Source organism: Mycobacterium sp. TY815, from assembly GCF_030755135.1.
Lineage (GTDB): Bacteria > Actinomycetota > Actinomycetes > Mycobacteriales > Mycobacteriaceae > Mycobacterium.
This window is the reverse complement of sequence record NZ_JAUFRX010000001.1, coordinates 1903999-1930560: the sequence shown is the minus strand read 5'-3', so window position 1 is coordinate 1930560 and position 26562 is coordinate 1903999. Positions and strand designations below refer to the sequence as shown.

General features: G+C 69.7%; 16 protein-coding genes. 10 read left to right on the top strand and 6 right to left on the bottom strand.

What is annotated here, in order from left to right:
- Positions 1-41: 41 nt before the first annotated feature.
- Complete coding sequence (locus QXK92_RS07870) at positions 42-719, top strand: hypothetical protein (RefSeq protein WP_306241108.1); 678 nt, start codon at positions 42-44, stop codon at positions 717-719.
- Positions 720-878: 159 nt separating this feature from the next.
- On the opposite strand, the gene QXK92_RS07865 is transcribed toward QXK92_RS07870, so the two are convergent.
- A complete protein-coding gene (locus QXK92_RS07865) occupies positions 879-5363 on the bottom strand; it encodes a PE family protein (protein WP_306241107.1) in 4485 nt (1494 codons plus the stop codon).
- A 521-nt stretch (positions 5364-5884) separates the two neighbouring features.
- Between QXK92_RS07865 and QXK92_RS07860 the strand changes: the two genes are divergently transcribed.
- Positions 5885-6568, top strand: a complete 684-nt coding sequence (locus tag QXK92_RS07860; protein WP_306241106.1) for a hypothetical protein — start codon at positions 5885-5887, stop codon at positions 6566-6568.
- Positions 6569-6597: 29 nt separating this feature from the next.
- Here the strand turns inward: QXK92_RS07860 and QXK92_RS07855 are convergent, their stop codons facing one another.
- The 3 genes from QXK92_RS07855 to QXK92_RS07845 all read right to left on the bottom strand — a co-directional run bounded on the left by QXK92_RS07855 (position 6598) and on the right by QXK92_RS07845 (position 11579).
- Positions 6598-7293 (bottom strand): GAF and ANTAR domain-containing protein, encoded by a 696-nt coding sequence (locus QXK92_RS07855; protein WP_306241105.1) that lies wholly within the window; start codon positions 7291-7293, stop codon positions 6598-6600.
- Positions 7294-7400: 107 nt separating this feature from the next.
- A complete protein-coding gene (car, locus tag QXK92_RS07850) occupies positions 7401-10973 on the bottom strand; it encodes a carboxylic acid reductase (RefSeq protein ID WP_306241104.1) in 3573 nt (1190 codons plus the stop codon).
- 141 nt (positions 10974-11114) lie between these two features.
- Positions 11115-11579: a MarR family winged helix-turn-helix transcriptional regulator gene (locus tag QXK92_RS07845; protein ID WP_306241103.1), complete on the bottom strand. Its 465-nt coding sequence runs from the start codon at positions 11577-11579 to the stop codon at positions 11115-11117.
- Between the two features lie 58 nt (positions 11580-11637).
- Between QXK92_RS07845 and QXK92_RS07840 the strand changes: the two genes are divergently transcribed.
- On the top strand, positions 11638-12468 hold the full coding sequence (locus tag QXK92_RS07840) for an alpha/beta fold hydrolase (protein WP_306241102.1): 831 nt from the start codon (positions 11638-11640) through the stop codon (positions 12466-12468).
- A 62-nt stretch (positions 12469-12530) separates the two neighbouring features.
- On the opposite strand, the gene gabT is transcribed toward QXK92_RS07840, so the two are convergent.
- Complete coding sequence (gene gabT / locus QXK92_RS07835) at positions 12531-13871, bottom strand: 4-aminobutyrate--2-oxoglutarate transaminase (RefSeq protein ID WP_306241101.1); 1341 nt, start codon at positions 13869-13871, stop codon at positions 12531-12533.
- Between the two features lie 238 nt (positions 13872-14109).
- Here gabT and yajC point away from each other — a divergent pair, with 238 nt between their 5' ends.
- The 7 genes from yajC to QXK92_RS07800 all read left to right on the top strand — a co-directional run bounded on the left by yajC (position 14110) and on the right by QXK92_RS07800 (position 22812).
- Entirely contained in the window at positions 14110-14466 is a 357-nt protein-coding gene (gene yajC, locus QXK92_RS07830; protein ID WP_306241100.1) for a preprotein translocase subunit YajC, read from the top strand.
- A gap of 117 nt (positions 14467-14583) precedes the next feature.
- Positions 14584-16470: a protein translocase subunit SecD gene (secD, locus tag QXK92_RS07825; RefSeq protein ID WP_306241099.1), complete on the top strand. Its 1887-nt coding sequence runs from the start codon at positions 14584-14586 to the stop codon at positions 16468-16470.
- A 3-nt stretch (positions 16471-16473) separates the two neighbouring features.
- Entirely contained in the window at positions 16474-17745 is a 1272-nt protein-coding gene (gene secF, locus QXK92_RS07820) for a protein translocase subunit SecF (RefSeq protein ID WP_306241098.1), read from the top strand.
- Positions 17746-17750: 5 nt separating this feature from the next.
- Positions 17751-19403, top strand: coding sequence for an ABC transporter substrate-binding protein (locus QXK92_RS07815; protein ID WP_306241097.1), 1653 nt, complete (start codon positions 17751-17753; stop codon positions 19401-19403).
- A gap of 25 nt (positions 19404-19428) precedes the next feature.
- Positions 19429-19935, top strand: coding sequence for an adenine phosphoribosyltransferase (locus QXK92_RS07810; protein ID WP_306244269.1), 507 nt, complete (start codon positions 19429-19431; stop codon positions 19933-19935).
- Between the two features lie 27 nt (positions 19936-19962).
- The gene (locus QXK92_RS07805; RefSeq protein ID WP_306241096.1) at positions 19963-20403 is read left to right on the top strand and encodes a hypothetical protein; all 441 of its coding nucleotides are present in this window, start codon (positions 19963-19965) and stop codon (positions 20401-20403) included.
- Between the two features lie 48 nt (positions 20404-20451).
- Positions 20452-22812 (top strand): bifunctional (p)ppGpp synthetase/guanosine-3',5'-bis(diphosphate) 3'-pyrophosphohydrolase, encoded by a 2361-nt coding sequence (locus QXK92_RS07800; RefSeq protein ID WP_306244267.1) that lies wholly within the window; start codon positions 20452-20454, stop codon positions 22810-22812.
- A gap of 98 nt (positions 22813-22910) precedes the next feature.
- On the opposite strand, the gene QXK92_RS07795 is transcribed toward QXK92_RS07800, so the two are convergent.
- Positions 22911-26375, bottom strand: coding sequence for a PE family protein (locus QXK92_RS07795; protein ID WP_306241095.1), 3465 nt, complete (start codon positions 26373-26375; stop codon positions 22911-22913).
- Between the last annotated feature and the right edge of the window lie 187 nt (positions 26376-26562).

The following is a 26562-nucleotide window of genomic DNA, read 5'->3' as shown; positions in this document are numbered from 1 at the left end:
GCGTCCGGGTACCCAGCCCGGTACCTACCGAGGGAGATGTCATGAAAACCATCGAGGACCGCCCCACCCGGGGACGAATCCCGCGCTCGCGTGGCGCCGTGATCGGACTGCTGCTGGTGATCCTGGGCGTCTGGGGAGCACTGATCCCATTCATCGGCCCGAACTTCGACTTTTCTTATACGCCCGGCCAGGCCTGGACCGCCGCCCGCGGCTGGCTGGAGGTCCTGCCCGGTGTTGCCACCGCGGTCGGCGGCCTGTTGCTCATCGTTTCGCGTAATCGCGGCAGCGCCATGCTCGGTGGTTGGCTGGCGGCACTGGGCGGGGCCTGGTTCGTGGTCGGCCGTACCTTTGCGCCGTTGTCGGGCATCGGCTCGGTCGGTGACCCGGTCGGTGCCACCGATCGCAAGCGGGTCGCGGTGGAACTCGCGTACTTCTCTGGACTGGGCGTCCTGATCGCCTTCCTCGCCGGGGCCGCGTTGGCCCGGATGGCGTTCCGGCTGGCACGTGACGTCCGGCCCCTCGAACCCGTTGCGCCCGTCGCCCACCCGGTGGAGCAGGTCCCGGCGCAGCCGCAGTACAGCGGATTGGTCGAACCCGAACGCGAGGTGTCGACCGACGCATTGACCACGCCGCGGGACCGATTTGCGGCGCCGGCCGAGGGGACCGAGCAGCGGCGGGGGCTGTTCCGGCGGCATCGCTCGCCGGTGTCGCACCCGTAGCCGGACTTCACCGCACAGGCTGGCCGCGCAAGAGGTGTCGGCCTGTGTCGCTGTGTCGCGGGGGAATCGTCTGCGTATCGGCGCTTCCCTGCAGATCGCTGCGCGTCCGACCCGCTGACAGTACTAAAGCACCGCCGCGATGGGCTGGCGCGATCGAGCTCAACTACCTTGCCCGACGCCGCCCGCAGCGCCTCCGTAGAAGAAGTAGCCTACGCCGCCGATCCCTCCGCTCCCCGAGCCGAGCGCGCTACCGTTGCCTCCGTTCATGCCCGCAGGTCCGATGCCACCGTCACCACCACTGAAGGTGCCACCCGGTTTGCCTGCAGCGCCGTTGGTGAGGGTGGGGGAGCCGCCAGACGGCGCCGCGGCATATCCGCCCGCGCCGCCGCCCCCGCCGCCCCCGATGACACTTCCACGACCGCCGGAGCCGCCCTCAGCGATGAGAATCTGACTGGTCACTGAAGCCAGCCCGCCAGTTCCTCCTGATCCGCCGGTGCTGCCGATGTCTCCTGCAGCGCCTCCTCCGCCTCCGCCCCCGCCGAACGCCCCATTTTCCGCGGCCGTGCCGCCTGCCCCGCCACCGCCGCCGGCGCCGCCGTTTCCGCCGCTAGTTGCCGACGCGATGGCGCCGCCTACGCCACCTCCGCCGCCCGTGCCGCCGTAAGCCACCGCGGTGCCAGAGTTGGAGGCGAGGCCGCCGTTGCCCCCTGCGCCGCCGCTGCCACCTTGACCCCCGAGGGCCGCTCCGCCGCCGCCGTTGCCGCCTTGACCGCCCGCGCCGCCTCCGCCACCGCCGCCCCCGTAGTTCAGCGAGCCGCTGATGTTTTGATCATTGCCGCCATTGCCGCCATTGCCGCCGGTGCCGCCTTGGCCACCCTGTCCTCCAACAGTGTTGCCCCACCCCGGCGCACCCCCATTGCCACCAACGCCGCCCCTGCCTCCTAGCCCGCCCTGTGTACCTCCCTTGCCATCGGCGTCGGGGGCCCCTTGGCCGCCATTACCGGCAGTGCCTCCGGTGCCACCGTTGCCGCCGACGCCTCCACCAACGCCATTTATGCCGGCTCCGCCTGTGCCGCCGGTGCCGCCGTCACCACCACGGCCACCCACAGCGGGCGTGGTGCCCGAGGCGCCGCTCAACCCGGTGCCGCCTGCGCCGCCTTTCCCGCCGGTGCCGCCGTTGCCCCCCGTCCCGTTGGCGCCTGCCGCTCCTCCGTCGAGCTCAATGCCCGCGGCACCGGCCGTGCCACCGGTGCCGCCATGTCCGGCAGCCGCGCCGGCTCCGCTGGTGCTGCCGGTGTTGTTGCCGCCGTTCCCGCCGATGCCGCCCTTGCCCCCGACGCCCCCGTTGCCCGCTTGCCCGCCGCCGACGCCGTTGATGCCGGCACCGCTGGTGCCACCCTGGCCGCCGGTGCCGCCTTGGCCACCCTGTCCGCCGGCGGTGGCATTTGTCGCGCTGTTGAGGCCGCTGGTGCCGGTTCCGCCATCGCCGCCGTTGCCGCCCAGGCCGCCGTTGCCGCCGGTGCCATTGAGGCCGGCCGCGCCGCTATCGCGGGTGGCGCCCGCTGCGCCGGCTGTGCCGCCAGTGCCGCCTTGTCCGCCGTTGCCGCCGTCGCCGCCGCTGTCGCCGGTGTTGGTGCCGCCGTTTCCGCCGATGCCGCCGTTTCCGCCGACGCCGCCGTTACCGGCTTTGCCGCCACCGAGGCCGTTAAAGCCGGCGCCGCTGGTGCCGCCGGCGCCGCCGGCACCACCCTGGCCGCCCTGTTGGCCTGCGGTGGCGAGATTGCCGGTGACACCGTTGGCGCCGGTGCCGCCATCGCCCCCGTTGCCCCCCAGACCGCCATTGCCGCCGGTGCCATTGAGGCCGGTCGCGCCGCCGTCACGGGTGATGCCGGCCGAGCCGGCAGTTCCGCCGGTGCCACCCTGGCCGCCTGCTACGCCGTCGCCGCCGGTGACGCCGGAGTTGGTGCCGCCATTGCCGCCGTTTCCGCCGTTTCCGCCGACGCCGCCGTTGCCTGCCTGCCCGCCCCCGACGCCGTTAGAGCCCGCGCCGCTCGTACCGCCCTGCCCGCCGGTTCCTCCTTGGCCGCCCTGAATGCCCTGGGCAGGGCTGACCGGGTCGCTGGGGCTGCTCGCGCCGGCTGCGCCGTTGCCGCCGTTTCCGCCGAGGCCGCCGGTGCCACCGGTGCCGTGGGTGCCAGCCGCACCTCCTGCGACTTGGGTGCCCGCTGCTCCGGCGTTACCGCCGGTGCCGCCCTGACCTCCTTGAGCGCCGGCGCCCCCGCCGCTGGTAGCGGTGAACCCGTAGTTGCTGCCGCCGTTACCCCCGGTGCCGCCGTTTCCGCCGCGGCCGCCACCGCCGGCTTTGCCGCCACCGGCGCCGTCAATGCCCGCACCGCCGGTACCTCCGGCGCCGCCGGTGCCACCTTGGCCGCCCTGGCGACCGGCGGTCGGGTTGATGACGTCATCGGAGCCGTTGGCGCCCGTGGCGCCGTTGCCGCCATTGCCACCGAGACCACCGGTGCCGCCGGTACCGTGAGCGCCGGCGGCACCGCCGTCGGCGCGGGTGCCGGCGGCTCCCGCACTGCCGCCCGTTCCGCCTTGTCCGCCCTGGCCGCCGATGCCTCCGCCGGTTGCTCCGGTCGTAGTGATGCCGGTGTTGGTACCGCCGTTGCCGCCGCCCCCGCCGCGTCCGCCGTCGCCGCCGTCGCCGGCTTGGCCGCCGCCGAGGCCGTTGATCCCGGCACCGCCGGTGCCGCCGGCACCACCGGCTCCACCTTGGCCGCCCTGGTTACCCGAGGTCGGGTTGGCGATGGAGTTCTTGCCGGCAGTGCCGGTCGCGCCGTCGCCGCCTGCGCCGCCGTGCCCGCCGGCGCCGCCGGTGCCGTTGAGGCCGACAGCTCCGCCGTCGGTGATCTGGCCGGCGGCACCGGCAGCGCCGCCGGTGCCGCCCTTGCCGCCCGCGGCGCCTATACCGCCACCGGTGGCGCCGGTCGACGTGGTGCCCAGAAATGAACCACCTTGGCCGCCCGCACCGCCCTCGCCCCCGGAGCCGCCGGCACCGGCTTTGCCGCCACCGATTCCGCCGATCCCGGCGCCGCCGTCGCCGCCCGTCCCGCCGGTGCCTCCGTGGCCGCCCTGTAAACCGACCGTGGGCGTGGTGGCGCCGTCGGTACCACTGGCTCCGTTCGCTCCCGATCCGCCGGCACCACCCGCGCCGCCCGTCCCGCCGGTGCCGACACCGCCGTTCGCCCCGCCGTCCACGCCGCTTCCTGCGGCCCCCGCGGCACCCCCGGCGCCGCCATGTCCGCCGTCGGCGCCCGCGCCGCCTCCGGTCGCGCCGGTGGTTGTCGTGGCGGTGGCATTGCCGCCGTGGCCGCCGGCGCCGCCGCCGCCACCGTCGCCGCCCTGGCCGCCGGCTCCTCCGTTGAGTCCGCCGATACCCGCGCCGCCGCCACCTCCCTGGCCGCCGGCGCCCCCCATTCGGCCCATGCCGCCGGCCGTCGGGGTCGCAGTGGAGCTGCCGATCGCCCCGGCGTCGCCCTGGCCACCGGTGCCGCCGGTGCCACCGACGCCGCCGGATCCGGTGCCACCCGCGTGACCTGCTGCCCCGAGGTAACCGCCGGATCCGCCGGCTCCTCCCACCCCTGCCGCGCCGCCGTGACCCCCGGTACCGCCGTTGCCGCCGTCGGCGTCGAACCCCACGCCGCTGCCGCCGAACCCACCCTGGCCGCCGGCTCCGCCCAGTCCGCCGGCTCCGCCGGCGCCACCGGCACTCATCAACCCGGCGCTGGCCCCGCCATCGCCGCCCGCTCCGCCTGCACCGCCGGCAAAACCGAGGCCACCCTGGCCGCCCAGCGGACCTGCCCCGTCGGCGCCGGCAGCGCCGATCGCACCTGCACCTCCGGTTCCGCCAGCGCCGCCGGCTCCGGCGCCGCCGCCGAACAGGGCTCGCCCTGCCCCTCCGAGGCCGCCGGTCCCGCCGGCACCCCCGACACCAGCCACACCAACACCGCCGGCGCCTCCGGCACCTCCCACTCCACCGAACCCACTCAGCAGACCACCGGAGCCGCCCGCTCCACCGGTACCGCCCACCAGGCCGGCCGCACCCACGCCCCCGGCGCCGCCAGCGCCGCCGTTGCCGAAGAGGCCCGCATCGCCACCACGCCCACCGATTGAGCCGGGCGCGCCCGATCCGCCCGCGCCGCCGTTGCCCCAGAGAATCCCGCCCGCCCCGCCTGCCGCCCCGGTGCCCGCGGCGCCGTTGACGCCGTCACCGATAAGCGGGCGCCCCAAGAACGTGTTGGTCGGTGCATTGATGAACCCCAGCACGTTCTGCTCAAGCACGCGCAGCGGTGCAGCGTTCAGAGCTTCAGCGGCAGCGTAGGCGTGTGCGCCGCCAGCAACGGTTTGCGTGAACTGGCCATGGAACTGGGCCACCTGTGCGCTGAGTGCCTGGTACTCCTCGCCTAAGGCGCCGAACAGTCGTGTCACCGCCGCCGAGACCTCGTCACCGCCCAACGCGGCGATGTTCGTCGTGAGGGGCGCCGCGGTCGCGCCGGCGGCCCGCAGTACCTCTCCGATCCCGCGTAAATTGCTCGCCGCTGCGGCCAAGGTCTCGGGTGTAGCGATCACGTAAGAAGACAAATCCGGCTCCCTTGGCCTCGCTTGGGACAGATCCCCGATGGGACTGCGCCGCGAACGTTATCGCGCGTCGTGAGGAATTTTCAGCGATTCCGTCAATTTGCATACAAAATCAAAGATCCCGGTTGCGCAAAAAAGCTCTCGTCAACCTTGCGCCGCTCGTGCGATTGCTGTGGCGGTCACCGTTGAAAGGTCACTAAGCAGTTAAATCGCGTGTAAATGCTTTTGAAGCAAGCAATTTGGAGAGTCGCTGGTCGACCTTCGTGGTGTCAGCCGGTCGCGTTTGGACGGCGCGCGAAAAATGTGCCGACCTCATTTTAGAATCAGTTTTCAATTCATCCCGGCGATCACTGGTTATGGTCCCGTCTTGCAGCAACCTTCTTGCGGCCGCGGACGGGAGCACTTGGGAGCGACCGGCGACCAAGCGTCGTGCCTATGCGGACGGATCCGGAGTCGTCGTCGGCGGCGCAATGATCTTGTCGGCATCGCCGGTTATATCGAGCGATGTCGGGTACCCGGCGGCCATGAAAAGTGCAGAGCATGAACATCGACTGCAGATGCCCCGGTCCCGCGGCGCCGTCAGTGGACTGCTGCTGGTTGTCGCGGGTGCTTGGGGGGCGCTGATCCCGTTCGTCGGGCCGCGCTTTCACTTCGCCTTCACACCCGCCCAGGATTGGGCGTGGACAGCGGCACGCGGGTGGTTCGAAGTGCTGCCCGGAGCGGCCGCGGTGTTGGGCGGTCTGCTCCTGATCCTGTCCCGGAACCGGGTTGTCGCCATGGCCGGCGGCTTCGTGGCGGCGCTGGCCGGTGCCTGGTTCGTTCTCGGTCAGCGGATCGCGCCGCTGCTGCACCTGGGAACCATCGGCGATCCCGTCGCATCGACCGAACGTAAGCGCGCCGTCCTGGAGCTTTGCTACTTCACCGGCTTAGGAACCCTGATCGTCTTGATCGGCGGATTCGCGCTGGCCGGCACCGCCGCCCGGTTGGCACGCGACCTCCCGGCGCCGGTTGCGCAGGACGTCACCCGCGAGCCCGTCGCTGCTGTGGCGCCCAAGACCGAGCCGACTCCGGACGCAGCGACAAAGCCCCGCGGACAGGTCACCCCCGCCAACGACCCCCGGCGCTGGCGGGAGGTTCGCCGTCCGCGTGAAAACGTCGGGGCGGGCCGCTCCAACGCGTATCTGCGGTGGCCCCACCCGCAAGGATGATCGCCGCGAATTGAGCGAACCCGCAGCGCTCAGCGGTCACCGCGCGTGTTGACGACCCGTTGCGCGATCTCCACCAACGAGGTGTTGCTCTCCTGGGACAGCCGCCGCAGCATGTCGAAGGCCCGCACGTCGTCGACGTCATAGCGTTCCATGATGATGCCCTTGGCCTGTCCGATCCGGTCCCTGCTGGCCACCGCGGAGCGCAGATTCTCGCTCTGTCTGTTCGACATGATGGCCGCGGCGGCATGGGCGGCCAGGACCGTCCCGATCGTCTGCTGCTCGACATCCCAGGTCGTCGGCTGGTACCCGAACAAGTTCAGCGCGCCGGCGGTGCGCTCATGGGTGTACAGCCGGAAAGACAGGCCGCTGAGCACGCCCAGCTTGCAGACGGCTGCCGAGTAGGAGGGCCAGCGCGTCTCGTGACGAAAGTCGTCGGTGCGCACTACGTCGTAGTCCGACGATGACGCCGCCTCGATACAGGGTCCTTCGTTGAGCGCATACTGCAGTTCGTCGAGTTCGTGCGGCACGTTATCGGTGGTGGCGACCGACTCGAACTGGCCGCCTTTGCTGATCAGAAGAATGCCCGCGGTGTCGACACCGGCAATCAGTTCCACGGCCGCCGCGGTGACCTCGGCGAGGATGTCCCCGGCCCGCCGGGGCGCCGCGACGACGCGAGCCAGGTCGGCCATGCGCACTGCCAGATCGTGGTTGGACGGCTCAGACATGGCCTTGAGTTTCCCCACCGCCACCGGTCGTCAAACCGACCCACGATCCAAAAGCCGGGGGCAGGCATTCGGCGGAAATCTCCGAACGCCTGCCCCCGGCTGTGGAATCAGAGCAGCCCGAGCAACCGCAGATCGCTGACGTACTTGGCGATGATCGCCGGGGTGACATGCGGGATGTCCTTGTCCGGGCCGATCTTCGCCTCCTGCACCGCCGAGCGGAACACGACGGTCGGTGCGATCGATCCGTTGATCGGCCGTTCCGGCTTCTGGTAGTTGTGCAGCAGCGGCAGCAACGAGGCCTGACGCTGCTTCTCCGGCAGCGACCGCAGCGACGTCTCGAACCGCTGCAACCATTCGCCGTAGTCGGCGATCCGCTGGATGGCGCATCCGGCACCGTTAGTCGGAGAGATCATCCAATCGACGAACTCGTCGAACCCGATGCCGTCGTCGTAGGGGTTCATCACGTGGTAGGTGGCGAACCCGTCGCCGCTCTGTGCGCCGAGCACGGCCACGGCTTCGGCGATGAACTCGACCGGCAGACCGTCATAGTGGGCGCGCTGCCGGTTGCCGTCGTCGTCCAGTTCGTAGAACGATCCGGGGGCGATACCGGTGGCGGCCAGGCTCAAGATCGTCCGGGTGAACATGTCCGGCACGTTGAGCTGACCCGCCCAGGTGGTGTCGGCCAGGATCATGTCGCAGCGGAACACCGCGACCGGCAGGCCACACAGGTCGTGCGCCTCCCGCAGCAGCACCTCGCCGGCCCACTTGCTGTTCGCGTAGCCGTTGGCGTAGCCGTCGTCGATCTGGCGTGTGGCACTGATCGTCCGGATGTCGGCGTCCTCGGTGAACGCACCCGGCTCGATTCCGCCGCCCACCGCGATCGTCGAGGTGTAGCTGAAGGGCTTGATCTTGGTGGTCAGGGCCAACCGGATCAGCTCCGCGGTTCCCAGCGCGTTGGGCCCGAACAACTGGCTGTAGGGCAGCACGTGGTTGACCAGGGCCGCCGGGTCCACGATGACGTCGACGGTGTCGGCCAGCCGCTGCCAGGTGACGCGGTCCAGGCCGAGGTCGGCCTCACCCTTGTCGCCGGCGAGCACCTCGAGGTGCTTGTCGGCCAGTTCCCGGTAGTGCGCCAGCAGCTTGGGGTCCCCGCTGTCGAAGGTGCTGTCCAGGCGGGCGCGGGCGTCCTCGTCCGACTTGGCCCGAACCAGGCAGATCACCTTGCCGTCGACCAGGGACATCCGCTGCAGCCATTCCAGCGCCAGGTAGCGGCCCAGGAAGCCGGTGGCTCCGGTCAGCAGCACGGTGCGCACCTGGTCGCTCGGCGCCGGCAGGCCGGGTGCCGCGGCCAGGGTGTCGGCGTCGATGAACTTGTCCAGCGTGAGGTCACTGGCGTGCACCTCGACGGCGTCCCGGCCGTGCACCGAGGTGAACGTGGGCCGCTTGGAACCGGGCTGACGCTCCGCCTCGATGTAGGCGGCCAGCGCCTGCAGGTCGTTGGCCGGGCTGACGATGACGCCGACCGGCACCTCGACCCCGAAGATCTCCTGCAGCAGGTTGGCGAAGGTCAACGCGGACAACGAGTCTCCGCCGAGATCGGTGAAGTGCGAGTCGGGGGACAGATCGCTGCTGGCTGTGCCCAGCATTGCGGCCGCGGCCCGGCTCACCGTCTCCAGCACCGGCCCGTCGGCCCCGCCGCGACGCAGCTCGCTGAGTTCGCTGGCCTGGCCGGCGGCCAGGTCGGCGTAGAGCTGCTCCAGCCGCTCGCCGTAGTGCGCCTTCAGCTTCGGCCACGCCAGCTTGCGGATACCGGTCAGCAGACCGTTCTCCAGGGTGAACGGGGTGGTCTCGAGGAGGAAGTCGCGCGGCACCTCGTAGGACTGCAGTCCGGCCTCCTTGGCGACGCTCTGCAGCGAATCGGCGATCATCGGCTTGAGCGCTTCGACGCCGTGCGCGGCCAGTGCGTCCGCGGTCGGCACCACGACTGCCAGCAGGTAAGGGTGCGCGCTGTTGCCATAGACGTAGATCTGCCGGACCAGCGGGCTGTTGCCGAACACCGCCTCCAGCTTGGCGACGGTGACGAACTCGCCCTGAGCGAGCTTGAGCACGTTGTTGCGGCGGTCGACGTAGCGCACCTGATTCGGCGCCACCTCGGCCACGACGTCGCCGGTGCGGTAGTACCCGTCCTCGTCGAACACGCTTTCCGTGATCTCGGGGCGCTTGTAGTAGCCGGGGAACAGGTTCTCGGTCTTCAGTAGCAGCTCACCCCGTGGGTGAGGCCGGTCGGTGGTGAAGTAACCCAGGTCCGGAACGTCGACCAGCTTGTAGTCGATCACCGGCGGGCGCTGCACCTCGCCGTCGAAGAGCACCATTCCGGCTTCGGTGGAGCCGTAGCCGTCCAGCAGGTGCATTTCCAGCAGCGATTCCACCCAGGTCTTGAGCTCGGGGGAGATGGGCGCTGATCCCGTCATCGCGAAGATGAATCGTCCGCCGAGCAGGTTCTCCCGTTGGTCCACCAGGACCTCGGCCTCGACGGCGGCACGGTCGCCCCCCTCGAGAAGCCGGGCTTGATGGCCTGACTCCTCCTCCGACTCGTGCCTCGTCGGCATCGTCGCCAGGCGGCGGTCCACCTCGCTCTGGAATTCGCCGTACAAGGTCTCCCAGATTCGCGGCACGAAGTTCATCTCCGTGGGCCGCACCAGGGCCAGGTCTTCCAGGAAGGTGGACAGGTCGCTCTTGGCGGCGAAGTATGCGGTGCCACCGTTGCCGAGCGTGCCGTACAGGATGCCGCGGCCCATGACGTGGCTCATCGGCATGAAGTTCAGCGTGATCGACGCGGCGGTCGGTCCGAACCAGTTCTTAGCGGACCGGCGGAACATTTTGCCGACGTTTTGCTGCGGGTACATCGCGCCCTTGGGGGCGCCGGTGCTGCCGGAGGTGTAGATCAGCAGGGCGAGCGCGTCGTCGGCCAGTTCGGTAAGCGGTTGCGCCGGCGAGTCCGCGCCGCGCTGCAGGATGTCGGCCAGCGTTTCGACCGCGACACCGGTGTTCGCCAGGGCGGCCACGGCGGAGTCCACAGCCTCCCGCTCGTCGTCGACCTGCGGGTGGTAGTCGAACACCACCAGCTTCCGGGGTGCCTGCTCGGCCCGGCGGATCAGCTCGACCGCGTCGCTCAACTGGTTGACACTCGCGGCGATCAGGCTGGGCTCGGTCTCCGTGACGATCGGCTGTAGCTGGGCGATCGCGGCGCTGGTCTGCAGCGGCACCGAGATGGCCCCGATCTGCCCCAGCGCCATGTCGATCGTGGCGTAGTCCACGCTGTTGAAGCCCAGCACGCAGACGCGGTCGCCCGGTTGAACATCAGCGGCGGTCACGGCGCGCCCGAATGACGCGATCCGATCGCCCAGTTCGCGGTAGGTGACGGTCTCGAACCGGGGGAGCAGGTTCAGCGAAGTGCGGCCGGTCACCGGGTCCGCGACCAACTCGACTGCCCGCTGGCCCAGCGCCGGCCGGTCGGCGTAGCCGTCGAGGACGGTCTGGATGACCTGGGGAAGTCGCAGGTCGGGGTTCTCCAGCGCTTCGGCCACCGCAGGGTCGGGCTGGGCGGCGGCGAACTGGGGGTCGGTGGCAGCAAGCTCCTCGGCGCGGCGGGCGATCCGCTCGTCTTGTGTGGTCGTCATATCAGATCCTCTTTGAAATGAACTGGAAAGAATGAAATCTAAGTGGCGCAACGCTGCGCTGATAGAAAGAACGTTAGCTAAAGTAAAGATATTCCTCAATGGTGGGCCACTGCGAGTTCGCTGTGAGTTGCGCCACCAGCCTCACGCCCGGGAGTCGGCCGGGTCGAGAGCGTCGAGTAGTCGTTGCATGGTGGCGCACATGTGCGCGAAGTCATCGGGGCCGACCAGTCGTGACCACCGAGTCTCAATGTCGGCTACACGATCGCCGGCATCGGCGAGCAGGCGTCGTCCGCGGTCGGTCAGATCGATGAGTTTGGCGCGGCCGTCGTTCGGGTCGGGGCGGCGGGTCAGATATCCCAGTGTCGCGAGGTCGTTGACCAGTTCAGACGTCGCCGCCAGGCTCAGCTGCGCCCGCGCCGCCAGCTCGGTCAGCCGGATGCCGCCCATCCGGATGTTGCCGAATATCTGCAGGTGCGGGTCCCGGATGTCGCCGTAGCCCTGCTCGATATGCGGTGCCGCGAGATCGGTGCGGAACTGCCGCGTCAGCCGCACCAGCAATTGACCGATCGCCTGCCGATCCGTCGGGAGCCCACTTGACGCCGCCATGGTTCACGAAGATACTACGGATACCGAAGTTTCGGTTTCCGAAGTAAATGGGGTGATCATGAGCAGCCTTAACGACGAGTATGTCGAGACTGATCTGGGGCGGCTTCACGTACTGCGCCGGGGCACCGGACCGGTCACCCTCCTGTGGCACAGCCTGTTCCTGGACTCCCGCTCGTGGGTTCCGCTGATCGGCGCGCTCGCCGATCTGGCGCCGGATCGCACCGTCATCGCCGTCGACGGGCCGTCACACGGGCGCAGCGAGCCACTGAACCGCGACTTCACATTCGACGAGTGTGCGCAGGCCGCTGCCGACGTCTTGGACGGGATGTGTGGCGGCGGGCCGGTGGACTGGGTGGGCAACGCCTGGGGCGGTCACGTCGGCATCGTGCTCGCCGCGTCGCAACCGCAGCGGATCCGAACGCTCACCACCATCGGCACCCCCGTACACGGCACCGACACCCGATTTCGCCTGACGAAGGGGTTGCCCCTGGTGGCTCTGTATCGCCTTTTCGGACCTGTCAGCCTCGTCTGCGATCCGCTGTCGGACGCGCTGCTGGGGCCGGACGGCTCGACCGGCGTGATGGAGGCGTTCCGCCAGGCCGACCGCGTCGGGATGTATCACGCCGTGCGCTCGATGATGCTCAAGCGCCCGAGCCTGCATAACCGACTGCCGCAGATCGCGGCACCGACCCTGATGCTTGCCGCTCACGACGACGACGAAGGCTGGCCGCCGGAACAGGCCAGGGCAGCCTGCGCCGCGATGCGCGACGCCCGCGTCGGCGTCGTGAGGGGTGGCGGCCGGGTGGCGCCCCTGCTGATCGACGCGCAGACGATCGCGCGGACGCTGGTCGACTTCTGGTCTACCGCGACTGCTCCGCCGCGACACTGAACCAAGGCACACGACACGCCGCCGAGGGTGTGCCTGGTGTCAATCTCGAACGCCGGGTCGGCTCAGAGGTCCGCGAGTAGCCCGGTCAGCACGTCCAACCCCTCGGTCAGCAGCTCGTCGCTGATCGTCAAGGGCGGCAACAGGCGGATGATGTTGCCGTACATCCCGCAGGTCAACACGATGATCCCAGCCGCGTGCGCGGCGGTGGCGAGCTTCGACGTGAGCTCAGGATCGGGGTCGGAGGTGCCGGACTTGACCAGCTCCATGGCGATCATCGCGCCGCGTCCACGTACATCGCCGACCCGGTCGTCTCCCGCCTGCAATCGCAGCAGTGGCTCGGTGATCAGGCGCTCGATCTCCTGCGCGCGCCCGATAAGTCCCTCGGACTCGATGGTCGCGATGGTGGCCAGCGCCGCCGCACACGCGACGGGATTGCCGCCGAACGTTCCGCCCAGGCCGCCCGCGTGCGGCGCGTCCATCACCTCGGCCCGGCCGGTGATTCCCGACAGCGGCAGCCCGTCGGCAATCCCTTTGGCCGTCACGATGACGTCGGGCTGGATGCCTTCGTGCTCGCAGGCGAACATGGCGCCGGTGCGCGCAAAGCCGGATTGCACCTCGTCGGCGATGAACACCACGTCGTTTTCGCGGCACCAGCGCAGCAGAGCGGGAAGGAATCCCTCGGCGGGGACGATGAACCCGCCCTCGCCCTGGATGGGCTCGATGATGACCGCCGCCAGGTTTTTCGCCCCGACCTGCTTGTCGATCATGCTGATGGCACGCGCCGCGGCCTTCTCGCCGTCGGTGGCCAATTCCTTGTCGAGCAGGCTGTCGCGGTACGGATAGGACAGCGGCGCCCGATAGATCTCCGGGGCGAACGGGCCGAAGCCGCTCTTGTAGGGCATGGACTTGGCGGTCAGCGCCATCGTGAGGTTGGTGCGGCCGTGGTAGGCGTGGTCGAACGCAACGACGGCGGACCTGCCGGTGTAGGACCGCGCGACCTTGATCGCACTCTCGACCGCCTCGGCGCCGGAGTTGAACAGCACCGAACGCTTCTCGCCCTCACCAGGGGTGATCCGGTTCAGTTCCTCGGCCACGGCGACGTAACCCTCGTACGGCGTCACCATGAAGCAGGTGTGGGTGAACTCGGCTACCTGCTGGCGCACCGCTTCCACAACGGGTGGCGCCGCGTTGCCGATCGTGGTCACGGCGATGCCGGAGCCCAAGTCGATGAGCCGGTTGCCGTCTACGTCCTCGACGATGCCCCCGCCGGCGCGTGCCACGAACACCGGCAGGGTGACCCCGACGCCGTGCGACACCGCGGCGGTCCGTCGCTTGTTCAGCTCCAAAGACGCGGGACCAGGGATTTCAGTGGCCAAATGACGGCTCTGCTCGAGGCTGGCCACGGACTCCTCCTCCCGCGGACGCGCAGGTCACGTCGCGATCAAAAGCCTAGCCGGTGACCGGCGCGCAAGCGGCTTCAGCTGTGCCGACCCCCGGCCAGGACGATGCCGGTCGGTTTGCGACCTGCGGGAATGGCAGACTGGACCCCTAGCGACGCGAGCGAGCCCGGGTCAGACCGGCGCCAGCCCCGGATTATGCGGGGAAATTCGAGCACCACCGATATGAAAGACGGGCGTTCTGATGGAGAGTTTTGTCCTGTTTCTGCCGTTCCTGCTCATCATGGGCGGGTTCATGTACTTCGCGTCGCGGCGGCAACGCAAGGCGATGCAGGCGACCATCGACCTGCACGAGTCGTTGCAGCCGGGGGATCGGGTGCACACGACATCCGGACTGGAAGCGACCGTCGTCAGCTTCACCGACGACACCGTCGACCTCGAGATCGCACCCGGCGTCATCACGACGTGGATGAAGCTGGCGGTGCGGGACCGGATCCTGCCCGACGACGATGAGGACTACGAGGAGAGTCCCGCGCTCGAGGCGGCCGATGAAGACGAAGACGCGGATTCGGACACCAGCCGCGTCATCAAGGACTCCTGACCGACACCGACTGCCGCGTGCGGGACATGCGCCCCACCGCGGCACGTAGTCTTTTCGGAGGTTCTGTCCAGGGCTGGACGGATCCTCAAGACCGATTCTCAAGGAGACAGAAGGAACGTGGCATCGTCTTCGGCGCCGGTGCAGCCTGCCCGCTACCTGTCGGTGTTCCTGCTCATGCTCGTCGGCGTCTACCTGCTGGTGTTTCTCACCGGGGATAAAAAGGCCACGCCCAAGCTGGGCATCGATCTGCAGGGCGGCACCCGCGTGACGCTGACGGCGCGCACCCCGGATGGCTCGCGGCCGAGCCGGGACGCGCTGGCGCAGGCTCAACAGATCATCAGTTCCCGGGTAAACGGGCTGGGTGTCTCCGGCTCGGAGGTCGTCGTCGACGGCGACAACCTGGTCATCACCGTGCCCGGCAGTGACGGCAACGAGGCGCGTGACCTCGGTCAGACTGCGCGGCTGTACATCCGGCCGGTGCTCAACTCGATGCCGGCCCAGAAAGCTCCCGAAGAGCCGAAGCCCGGTCAACCGCCCGCCGGCGGTGAGCCAGGCGGTCCCGGTCCCGCTCCGGGCGCCCCCGGTGCCGGCGCGCCGGGCGCTCCGGCTCCGGCTCCGGCTCCGGGTGCTCCCGCTCCCGCGCCGCCACAGTCGGGCGCCCCCGCTCCGGCGCCGCCCCGCGGGCAGCCCAGGCCCTACCCGCAAGATCCGGCGCCCAGCCCCTCGCCCGCCCCGAGTCCCGCGCCGGCGCCCAGCGGTTCCCCGGCGCCCAGCGGTTCGCCGGCGCCCAGCCCGGCCCCCGCGCCGTCGCCGACCGGTCAGGCGCCACCGTCCGACGTGCCGCCGACGGATGCACCCGCCGCACCGGATCCACGCAAGGACCTCGCCGAGCGCATTGCGCAGGAGAAGAAGTGGCGGCAGAACACCAGCCAGTACATCCAGATGATCGCCCTGCAGTTCGAGGCCACCCGGTGCGACAAGGACGATATCCTGGCCGGCAACGACGACCCCAAGTTGCCGTTGGTCACCTGCTCCACCGACCACAAGACCGCCTACCTGCTGGGGCCGTCGATCATCAGCGGTGACCAGATTCAGGACGCGACCTCCGGGATGAACCAGAGCAGCCTGGGCTACGTGGTGGACCTGCAGTTCAAGAGCGCCGCGGCCAACGTCTGGGCCGACTACACCGCAGCCCATACCGGCACCCAGACCGCCTTCACGCTGGACTCTCAGGTGGTCAGTGCCCCGATGATCCGGGAACCCATCCCCGGCGGCCGGACCCAGATCAGTGGCGGTGATCCACCGTTCAGCGCGGCCACCGCCAAGCAGCTGGCCAACGTCCTGAAGTACGGGTCGCTGCCGCTGTCATTCGAGTCGTCGGAAGCCCAAACCGTCTCGGCGACACTGGGTCTGACGTCGCTGCGTGCCGGACTGATCGCCGGCGGAATCGGACTGCTACTGGTCCTGGTGTACTCGCTGCTGTACTACCGGGTGCTGGGGCTACTCACCGCGTTGTCGTTGGTTGCTTCCGGCGCAATGATTTTCGCGATCCTGGTGTTGCTGGGCCGGTACATCAACTACACCCTGGACCTGGCCGGCATCGCGGGTCTGATCATCGGTATCGGTACCACCGCCGACTCGTTCGTGGTGTTCTTCGAACGCATCAAAGATGAGATACGCGAAGGCCGTTCGTTCCGCTCAGCCGTTCCGCGAGGGTGGGCGCGGGCGCGCAAGACCATCGTGTCCGGCAACGCGGTGACCTTCCTGGCCGCCGCCGTGCTGTACTTCCTCGCGATCGGGCAGGTCAAGGGATTCGCCTTCACCTTGGGCCTCACCACGATCCTCGACCTCGTGGTCGTATTCCTGGTCACCTGGCCGCTGGTGTACCTGGCTTCCAAGTCCCCGAGGTTGGGCAAGCCGGCGTACAACGGCCTGGGTGCAGTCCAGCAGGTCGCACGTGAACGCCGGGCGTCGAGTTCGGCCGCCAAGACGGGACGGGGTTGAGCCATGGCGTCCAAGGCCGACACGAAGACAACAGTCATCGCACTCGACGACGACTCGAAAACCGCTGGGTCGCAACACAGTTTCCTCTCCCGGCTGTACACCGGCACCGGCGCTTTCGAGGTGGTCGGGCGTCGCAAGCTCTGGTACGGCGTCAGCGGGGCGATCATGGCCATCGCCATCCTGGCGATCCTGATCCGCGGATTCACGTTCGGTATCGACTTCAAGGGCGGCACAACGGTCTCCATGCCGTCTGCGGGCACGTCGGGCACAATTCAGGTCAGCCAGGTGGTGGACGTCTTCCACAAGACGATCGGCAAGGACCCCGAGTCGGTGGTCACGGTCGGCAAGGGATCCTCGGCCACCGTGCAGATCCGGTCGGAGACCCTGTCCAACCAGCAGACCGAGCAACTTCGCAACGCCCTGTTCGACGCGTTCCACCCCAAGGGCACCGACGGTAACCCCAGCAAGAAGGCCATCAGCGACGCGGCGGTGTCGGAGACCTGGGGCGGTCAGATCACCACCAAGGCGGTGATCGCCCTGGTGGTGTTCCTGGTGCTGGTCGCCGTCTACATCACCGTGCGCTACGAGCGCTACATGACGATGTCGGCGCTGGCGGCCATGGTCTTCGACCTGACCGTCACTGCGGGCGTCTATGCACTGGTGGGATTCGAGGTCACCCCGGCGACGGTGATCGGCCTGCTGACCATCCTCGGGTTCTCCCTCTACGACACGGTCATCGTGTTCGACAAGGTCGAGGAGAACACCCACGGTTTCCAGCACACCACCCGGCGCACCTTCGCCGAACAGGCCAATCTGGCCGTCAACCAGACGTTCATGCGCTCCATCAACACCAGCCTGATCTCGGTGTTGCCGGTGCTGGCGCTGATGGTGGTGGCGGTGTGGTTGCTGGGTGTGGGCACGCTGAAGGACCTGGCTCTGGTACAGCTCATCGGCATCATCGTGGGCACCTACTCGTCGATCTTCTTCGCCACCCCGCTGTTGGTCACGCTGCGGGAACGCACCGAGCTGGTGCGCACGCACACCCGGCGGGTGCTCAGACGGCGCAGTGCCGGTGCAGTCACCGAGCACCCCGCCCCCAAGGATGAGCCCGCCGACAGTGACGACGAGGACGCCTCTGACGCGCCGGAGCAGGTCACCGAGGCCGTCACCGTCAGCAAGCCCGCCGCCACCAACAAACCGGCACCCGGTGCGCGGCCGGCTCGTCCCACCGGCACGCGGCGTCCCACCGGCAAGCGAAACGCCGGCAAGCGGTAGCTCGCATGTCCACCTGGTCTCGCTGGCGGGGCGCCATGCTGGCCACTGGAGCGACGGCAGTGCTGGCGGCGTCCACCCTCACCGCATGCTCGGGTAGCGCCGCGGGGCGCGTCGATTACGTGGTGGACGGCGTCCTGTCGACCTACAACGCCAACACCGTGGTCGGTGCGGCCTCGGCCGGTGCCCAGGCGTTCGCCCGCACCCTCACCGGGTTCGGCTATCACGGTCCCGACGGGCAGGTGGTCGCTGACCACGACTTCGGAACCATCTCGGTGGTGGGCGGCTCGCCGCTGGTGCTCGACTACCAGATCGCGGACAACGCGGTCTATTCCGACGGCAAGCCGGTGACGTGTGACGACCTGGTACTGGCCTGGGCGGCGCAGTCCGGGCGCTTCGGCGGGTTCGACGCCGCGACTCAGGCGGGCTACGTCGACATCGCCAACATCGAGTGCACACCCGGCCAGAAGAAAGCCCGGGTCTCGTTCATCCCGGATCGCGGCGTCGTCGACTACACGCAGCTGTTCACCGCCACCTCGATGATGCCGTCACACGTCATCGCCGACACCCTCGGCACCGACATCACCACGGCGCTCCTGACCAACAAGGGCGCGGTGGTGGAACAGGTCGCGAAGGTGTGGAACAGCACCTGGGACCTCAAACCGGGTGTGGACCTCAAGCGCTTCCCGTCATCCGGCCCGTACAAGATCGAGCGGGTGCTCGACGGCGGCGCGGTGGTGCTCGTGGCCAACGACCGCTGGTGGGGCGCCAAGGCGATCACCAAACGCATCACGGTGTGGCCGCAGGGCGGTGACATCCAGGACCGGGTGAACAACCGCAGCGTCGACGTCGTCGACGTGGCCGCCGGATCGTCGGGATCGCTGGCCACTCCGGATAACTACGAGCGCTCCGACGCGCCGTCGGCCGGCATCGAGCAGCTGATCTTCGCCGCGCAGGGCCCACTTGCGACCAGCGCTGCCCGGCACGCGTTCGCACTGTGCACACCGCGGGACACGATCGCCCGCGACGCCGGCGTGCCGATCGCCAACTCGCGGCTGTCGCCGGCTGCGGAGGACGCGCTGTCCGCGGCCGAGGGCGCCAACGAGGCGGCCCAGTTCACCAAGGCCGACCCGAACGCCGCACGGGCTGCGCTGAACAACGCGGCGCTGACGGTACGGATCGGCTACCGCGGACCCAATGCCCGCCTGGCCGCCACCGTCGGATCCATCGCGGCCTCGTGCGCGCCGGCCGGAATCACCGTCTCCAACGTGACGCTGGACACGTCCGGGCCACAGGCACTGCGCGACGGCAAGATCGACGTGCTGCTGGCCAGCACCGGGGGAGCGAGCGGCAGCGGGTCCACCGGATCGTCGTCGATAGATGCCTACGACCTGCACAGCGGCAACGGAAACAACTTGTCCGGCTATGCGAACCCGCAGGTCGACGGCATCATCGGTGCGCTCGCGGTCTCGGCCGACCCTGCCGAACGGGCACGGCTGCTGGGTGAAGGCGCCCCGATCCTGTGGGGTGACATGCCGACCTTGCCGCTGTACCGGCAGCAGCGCACATTGCTGATGTCCAAGAAGATGTACGCCGTCAGCCGCAACCCCACGCGCTGGGGGGTCGGCTGGAACATGGACCGATGGGCCCTGATGCAATGAGGTCGCAGTGAGCAGCGTCCCCGCCATGATCACCTCACTCGCCCGCACCGTCCCTGATTTCCCCGAACCCGGCGTGCTGTTTCGCGACCTCACCCCGGTGTTCGCCGACCGCGACGCGATGGCCGCCATCACCGACGGGCTGGCCCGAGCTTCCGAGGGAGCCGACCTGGTGGCCGGCATCGATTCGCGAGGGTTCCTGCTTGCCGCCGCCGTCGCCACCCGGCTGCACACCGGCGTGCTGGCGATCCGCAAGGGCGGAAAGCTCCCGCCGCCGGTCTTGAGCGAGGACTACCAGCGGGAGTACGGCGCCGCCACCATCGAGATTCCCGCCGACGGAATCGAATTGGCGGGTCTGCGCGTCATGGTCATCGACGACGTGCTGGCCACCGGAGGCAGCGTGGGAGCCGCGCAGCGGTTGCTCGAGCGGGTCGGCGCTGTCGTCACCGGCGCGGCGGTGGTCATGGAACTGGAGGCACTGGGCGGTCGCGACGCGATCGCTCCGCTGCCCCTGCACAGCTTGAGCCGCTCGTAAGCGGTTCGCCAACGGAAGGGGAGTCTGATGAGCGGTGCCAAGAACCCGCGGCCGCGTCCCGCCGGGGTGAGCGACGACACGGTAGAGGCGGTCGGGGCGGTGACCGAAGCGCTGGAGTGGGTGGAACGGGCCCGCGGACACCTGTATTCGTTTCACCAATTGATGGGGCACGCGGATCTGCTGCTCGGCGAAGCGTGCGACAAATTGCGTGCCGCAGGACACGACGACATCGCCGATCGGCTGGAGACCGACATGGTGGGCCGCAACGTGCTTCAGGGGCGATGGACCTTTCAGATCGTCGAGGAGTTCGACGACGACTACTGGTCGGTGTTACGCGATCACGAGCGCCGGGTGCGCGACGAGCTGCAGGGCGGCCTGCGGCATCTTTTCGAATCGGAGATGAAGGAAGACCGCCGCACGGCCGGCCGGCCACACCATGAAGCCCGCCCCGACGAGAACAACGGATAACTGAACGATGTGCGCGGACCGGATATCCTCTAGGCGGAGGTGACTGACGTGGCGGAAGACCAGAGCACGTTGCAGGCTGCCGCGCCACCGACCGAGCCGCTGCCCGTCGCGGAGATCCCCGAGCCGCCGGCAGAGCCGCTGAAGACGACCACCAGCGCATCCCGACGGGTTCGCGCCCGGTTGGCGCGACGCATGACCGCACGCAGCGGCGCCATCAACCCGGTTCTCGAGCCGTTGGTGGCGGTACACCGCGAGGTCTATCCGAAAGCGGATCTGGCAATCCTGCAGCGTGCCTACGAGGTCGCCGACCAACGGCACGCTACCCAGTTCCGCCACTCCGGCGACCCCTACATCACCCACCCGCTGGCCGTCGCCAACATCCTGGCCGAGTTGGGCATGGACACCACCACGCTGGTGGCCGCTCTGCTGCACGACACCGTCGAGGACACCGGCTACACCATCGAGCAACTGTCCGAGGACTTCGGCGACGAGGTGGGCCACCTCGTCGACGGCGTGACCAAGCTGGACCGGGTCGTGTTGGGCAGCGCAGCCGAGGGCGAGACGATCCGCAAAATGATCACCGCCATGGCCCGCGATCCGCGCGTGCTGGTGATCAAAGTGGCCGACCGGCTGCACAACATGCGCACCATGCGCTTCCTGCCGCCGGAGAAGCAGGCACGCAAGGCCCGTGAAACACTGGAAGTCATTGCCCCGCTTGCCCATCGACTCGGCATGGCGAGCGTCAAGTGGGAACTGGAAGACCTGTCGTTCGCGATCCTGCACCCCAAGAAGTACGAAGAGATCGTCCGCCTGGTCGCCGGCCGCGCTCCGTCCCGGGACACCTACCTGGCCAAGGTGCGCACCGAGATCACCAACACCTTGAACGGGTCGAAGATCAAGGCGACGGTGGAGGGCCGGCCCAAGCACTACTGGTCGATCTATCAGAAGATGATCGTCAAGGGCCGTGACTTCGACGACATCCACGACCTGGTCGGCATCCGCATCCTGTGCGATGAGATCCGCGACTGCTACGCCGCTGTGGGCGTGGTGCATTCGCTGTGGCAGCCGATGGCGGGGCGGTTCAAGGACTACATCGCCCAGCCCCGCTACGGCGTGTACCAGTCGCTGCACACCACGGTCGTCGGACCGGAGGGCAAGCCGCTGGAGGTGCAGATCCGCACCCGCGACATGCACAAGACGGCCGAGTTCGGTATCGCCGCGCACTGGCGGTACAAGGAAGCCAAGGGCCGCAACGGTGTTCCGCATCCCCACGCTGCCGCCGAGATCGACGACATGGCCTGGATGCGTCAGCTGCTCGACTGGCAGCGGGAGGCCGCCGACCCCGGGGAGTTCCTCGAGTCGTTGCGTTACGACCTTGCGGTGCAAGAGATTTTCGTGTTCTCGCCCAAGGGTGACGTCTTCACGTTGCCGGCGGGGTCCACGCCGGTGGACTTCGCGTACGCGGTGCACACCGAAGTCGGCCACCGCTGCATCGGCGCCCGGGTCAATGGACGACTGGTGGCGCTGGAACGCAAGCTGGAGAACGGGGAAGTCGTCGAGGTTTTCACCTCCAAGGCGCAGAACGCGGGGCCGTCGCGGGACTGGCAGCAGTTCGTGGTGTCGCCGCGGGCGAAGACGAAGATCCGGCAGTGGTTCGCCAAGGAGCGCCGTGAGGAGGCGCTGGAGGCCGGCAAGGAAGTCATGGCCCGCGAGGTGCGCCGGGGCGGACTTCCGTTGCAGCGCTTGGTCAATGGTGAGTCGATGGCCGCGGTGGCCCGCGAACTGCACTATACCGACGTGTCGGCGATGTACACCGCGATTGGGGAGGGTCACGTCTCGGCCCGCCACGTGGTACAGCGGCTGCTGGCCGAACTCGGCGGCATCGACCAGGCCGAAGAGGAACTGGCCGAGCGCTCCACTCCGACGACCATGCTGCGCCGTCCCCGCAGTACCGAGGATGTCGGGGTGTCGGTGCCCGGGGCGCCGGGTGTGCTGACCAAGCTGGCCAAGTGCTGCACGCCGGTGCCCGGCGACCAGATCATGGGGTTCGTCACCCGCGGCGGCGGTGTCAGCGTGCACCGCACCGACTGCACCAACGCCGCGTCGCTCCAGCAGCAGGCCGAGCGCATCATCGAGGTGCTGTGGGCGCCGTCGGCGTCCTCGGTATTCCTGGTGGCGATCCAGGTCGAGGCGCTCGACCGGCACCGCTTGCTGTCCGACATCACCCGGGTGCTGGCCGACGAGAAGGTGAACATCCTGTCGGCGTCGGTCACCACATCAGGTGACCGGGTGGCGATCAGCCGATTCACTTTCGAGATGGGCGACCCCAAGCATCTGGGGCATCTGCTCAACGTGGTGCGCAACGTCGAGGGTGTGTACGACGTGTACCGGGTGACGTCAGCTTCGTAGTTCGTCCTGCGGGCGCATGAGGCGCCGGTGCCGAAACACGCGGACGACCGTTGCGGGGTGCACCACGGATACGAGTGATGTCCGCTGTCTGATGCCGCCTAGGCCTTCGCGCCGGTCCCACCCTTTCCGCCGGCGCCGCCGCTCCCGCCGAAGATGCCACCGATTCCGGTGGGCGGGTTGCCGGACAAGCCCCCGCTCGGGAAGCCTCCCGGCACCGCTTTTCCATTGACGGAAACGCTGCCGCCGCTACCCCCATCACCCCCGGAACCCCCGGCTTCGCCGGGAAAGCCAAAGATTCCGGAACTACCGTCCGAGCCTCTGCCGCCGTTGCCGCCGTTGCCGCCGTTACCCCCGTTGACCACACCGGCGCCGCCGTCTCCGCCTCTGCCGCCTTTGCCGCCGATTCGCGCCTGCACCCCGTCGCCGCCGGTACCGCCGTTTCCGCCGTTACCGCCGATGTTGCCGCTGCCTCCGAAACCGCCGTTACCACCGTTGCCGGGGTCGGGGAAGAAGATTGCGACGCCGTCGCCACCGTTGCCGCCGTTTCCGCCGTCTCCACCATTGCCGCGGATGCCAGTGGCGCCGGTGGCTCCCACGCTGGAGCCCGACCCGCCGGCGCCGCCGGTTCCGCCGTTGCCGGCGTCGCCACCCCGTCCGCCGGTGCCGCCGCTACCGTTCGGCGGCGTGTTGATCGTGACCCCGGGCCCGGGTCCGCCGTTGCCGCCGTTTCCGCCGTTGCCCCCGGTGCCGCCCACACCTCCGGTTCCGCCGGCACCCTGGATTCCGGCCTTGCCGGCGGGGGCTGCCCCGCCGCTTCCGCCGGTCCCGCCCTTCCCACCGATGCCGCCATCGCTGCCTTTGCCGCCGTCGCCGCCGGCCCCGCCAGACGGCGCACCGAGGCCACCGTTGGTGCCGTTGGCGCCGGTGCCGCCGGTCCCTCCGGTACCACCGACGCCGCCGGCGCCGCCGTCGCCGGCCCATGACCCACCCCGGCCGCCGCTGCCTCCGATCCCGCCCGTTCCACCGGCGCCACCCGGCGCGTTTGGATCACTCGATACCGAGCCCGGCCCGCCGGTGCCGCCGGTTCCGCCTTTGCCGCCGTTGCCGACCAAACCGCCGTCGCCGCCCTTGCCGCCGGTCGCACCCGTGCCGCCGACCGTGGTGGCTGCCGCGCCCTGTCCGCCCTCGCCGCCGTTGCCCCCGCTGACGGCGCCGGCGCCGATTCCGCCTTTCGCGCCGGGGGTGGACCCGAGACCTCCGATTCCACCGTCCCCGCCCTGTCCGGGATCGCCGCCGTTTCCGCCGTTGCCGCCCGCGCCGCTGTTGGTGCCCTGAACGCCGAGCTGGCCTTTGCCGCCGTTGCCCGCGACGCCACCGGTCCCACCTTGGCCACCGGCCCCGCCAACCCCTTGAGCGCCCGCTTTGCCCGCCGGCGCGGCGCCACCGAGGCCGCCGTTGCCGCCCGCTCCGCCGGTACCCCCTTTGCCTCCGTCACCGCCCCGGTTTCCGTCGACACCCAGGACTGTGGCATCGGCTCCGTCGGCGCCTTGGCCGCCAGTCCCGCCGGACCCGCCGGTTCCGCCATGTCCGCCGGCGCCGCCGTTGCCCGCGAGTGCTCCGCCGGCGCCCCCTTTCCCGCCGTCGCCCCCGGCGGCGCCGGTAGCGCCGACCTGCCCTTTCGCGCCTGGTTGGGTCTCGATCGCGCCCTCGCCGCCGGGGCCTCCTTCGCCGCCGTTGCCGCCTGCCCCGCCATTGCCCACCAGCCCGCCATTGCCGCCGTCGCCACCGGCACCGCCTGGTGTGCTCACACCGGCGAATTCGAAGCCGTTGCCGCCGTTGCCACCCGCACCACCGTTACCCCCGGTCAGGGCCGCGCTGCCGTCGAGACCCTTGGCGCCAGGAGTGGAGCCAGAGCCGCCTAGCCCGCCTGCGCCGCCGCCACCCGGATTTCCGCCGTTGCCGCCTCTGCCGCCGGCGCCAGGGCCCACAGACCCGTCGCCACCGCGCCCGCCGTCACCACCGGCGGCCCCGGATCCGCCCTTGCCGCCGGCCCCACCAGCGCCCTGTAGGCCGGCCTTGCCCGCCGGCGTCGCGCCACCCGCGCCGCCGTCGCCGCCTTTTCCGCCGGCACCGCCGGCGCCTCCGTCCCGGCCGTCACCACCGGTTCCTCCGTTGGGACCGCCGTCGATGCCGCGGGCACCGACGGCGCCGTTACCGCCGTCTCCGCCCGCGCCGCCTGCGCCGCCTGCGCCGCCGACGCCGTTCTTGCCGGCACTACCGGTCAGACCACCGGCACCACCGACCCCGCCATTGCCGCCGGCGCCGCCCGTCCCGCCGGCGCCCCCGTCACCACCCGTGCCACCGGTACCGCCGGGCACAGCCGCAGCATCTACTCCGTTCGCGCCGGCACCGGCGGCACCACCGGCGCCGCCCAGGCCGCCGTCTCCGCCCGGTCCGCCTTTGCCGAACAGCAACCCGCCGGCGCCGCCTGCACCCCCGTCGCCCCCGGCCCCGCCCGTGCTACCGGCAGTGCCGGAGTTGCCTGCGACAGTGGCCGCCAGTCCGGCCTTTCCGGCCAGGCCGTTACCCCCGGCGCCGCCGAATCCGCCGGCCCCGATCAGTCCCGCGGCACCGCCGTTTCCGCCGCTCCCGCCGGCCTGGCCCGGGTCGAGGGCCGCCCCGCCGATCCCGCCGTCACCGCCGTCGCCGATCAGCCAGCCGCCTCGGCCGCCGTTGCCGCCGGCGGCTCCACCACCTCCGTCACCGCCGGCGCCGCCGTTGCCGAACAACCAGGCTTGGCCACCCTGGCCGCCAACCCCGCCGGCCGCTGCGCTGCCGCCGGCGCCGCCGTTGCCGAACAGCCATCCGCCTACGCCGCCTGCGCCGCCAACCGCTGTCGCCCCTCCGGCGCCACCCGCGCCACCGTTGCCCACCAGCCAGGCGCGTCCGCCCAGCCCACCTGATCCACCCGCCACCCCGCCGCTGCCGCCGCTGCCGCCGTTGCCGAACAACCAGCCGCCCGCGCCGCCCGCGCCTCCCGGGGCGCCCGCACCCCCTGCGGCCCCTTGTCCGCCGCTTCCGAGCAGTCCCGCAGCACCGCCGGCGCCACCGGCCATCCCGGGAGTGGACCCGGCCATGCCCTTTCCGCCATTGCCGTACAGCAGCCCACCGGGTTCGCCCGCTTGGCCCGGCGCCGTGGCGTCGACACCGTTGCCGATGAGTGGCCGGCCTAACAGCGCCCGCGACTGCGCATTCGTCGCATCCAGGAGCTGCCGTTGCACGCTGGCCAGTTCTGTCTGCGCATAGGCATTCGCCGCGGCATTGATGCCCGATGCGAATTGTTCCTGTATTGCCACCAGGCGGCTATTGAGTTGTTGAAAATCCACGGCGTAGCCGCCGAACAATGCCGCAATGGCTGCCGATACGTCATCAGCGGCCGCCGGCAGGATGGCGGTCGTGGGTAGGGCGGCGGCGGTACCGGCAGTCTGGATTGCGGCGCTTATCGTGCCCAGATCCGTTGCGGCCGTTGCCAAGTTGTCCAGCCCAACGTTCACCCACGACACGGCAACCACCTACTGTCTCGAATGGACATGATGCGAAGTTCGCTATCCGTCTGCCGACAGATTTGCGCCCTTACACAATGAAAGCGGAGTTTAGGCGTCACGCTGACATTGCATCGGGCACTCCCAGCTCAAAGTTTGTGCCTTCGACCCCGCGTGAAATTTGAATTCAATATCTGGCGTAATAAGC

Bases quoted from the DNA above. Each gene is read 5' to 3' on its own strand.
- secF (WP_306241098.1), top strand. From the start codon at position 16,474: ATGGCGTCCAAGGCCGACACGAAGACAACAGTCATCGCACTCGACGAC.
- QXK92_RS07845 (WP_306241103.1), bottom strand. From the start codon at position 11,579: ATGGCGGCGTCAAGTGGGCTCCCGACGGATCGGCAGGCGATCGGTCAA.
- QXK92_RS07805 (WP_306241096.1), top strand. From the start codon at position 19,963: ATGAGCGGTGCCAAGAACCCGCGGCCGCGTCCCGCCGGGGTGAGCGAC.
- yajC (WP_306241100.1), top strand. From the start codon at position 14,110: ATGGAGAGTTTTGTCCTGTTTCTGCCGTTCCTGCTCATCATGGGCGGG.
- QXK92_RS07810 (WP_306244269.1), top strand. From the start codon at position 19,429: ATGATCACCTCACTCGCCCGCACCGTCCCTGATTTCCCCGAACCCGGC.
- QXK92_RS07815 (WP_306241097.1), top strand. From the start codon at position 17,751: ATGTCCACCTGGTCTCGCTGGCGGGGCGCCATGCTGGCCACTGGAGCG.
- QXK92_RS07870 (WP_306241108.1), top strand. From the start codon at position 42: ATGAAAACCATCGAGGACCGCCCCACCCGGGGACGAATCCCGCGCTCG.
- car (WP_306241104.1), bottom strand. From the start codon at position 10,973: ATGACGACCACACAAGACGAGCGGATCGCCCGCCGCGCCGAGGAGCTT.
- QXK92_RS07840 (WP_306241102.1), top strand. From the start codon at position 11,638: ATGAGCAGCCTTAACGACGAGTATGTCGAGACTGATCTGGGGCGGCTT.
- QXK92_RS07855 (WP_306241105.1), bottom strand. From the start codon at position 7,293: ATGTCTGAGCCGTCCAACCACGATCTGGCAGTGCGCATGGCCGACCTG.
- QXK92_RS07860 (WP_306241106.1), top strand. From the start codon at position 5,885: ATGAAAAGTGCAGAGCATGAACATCGACTGCAGATGCCCCGGTCCCGC.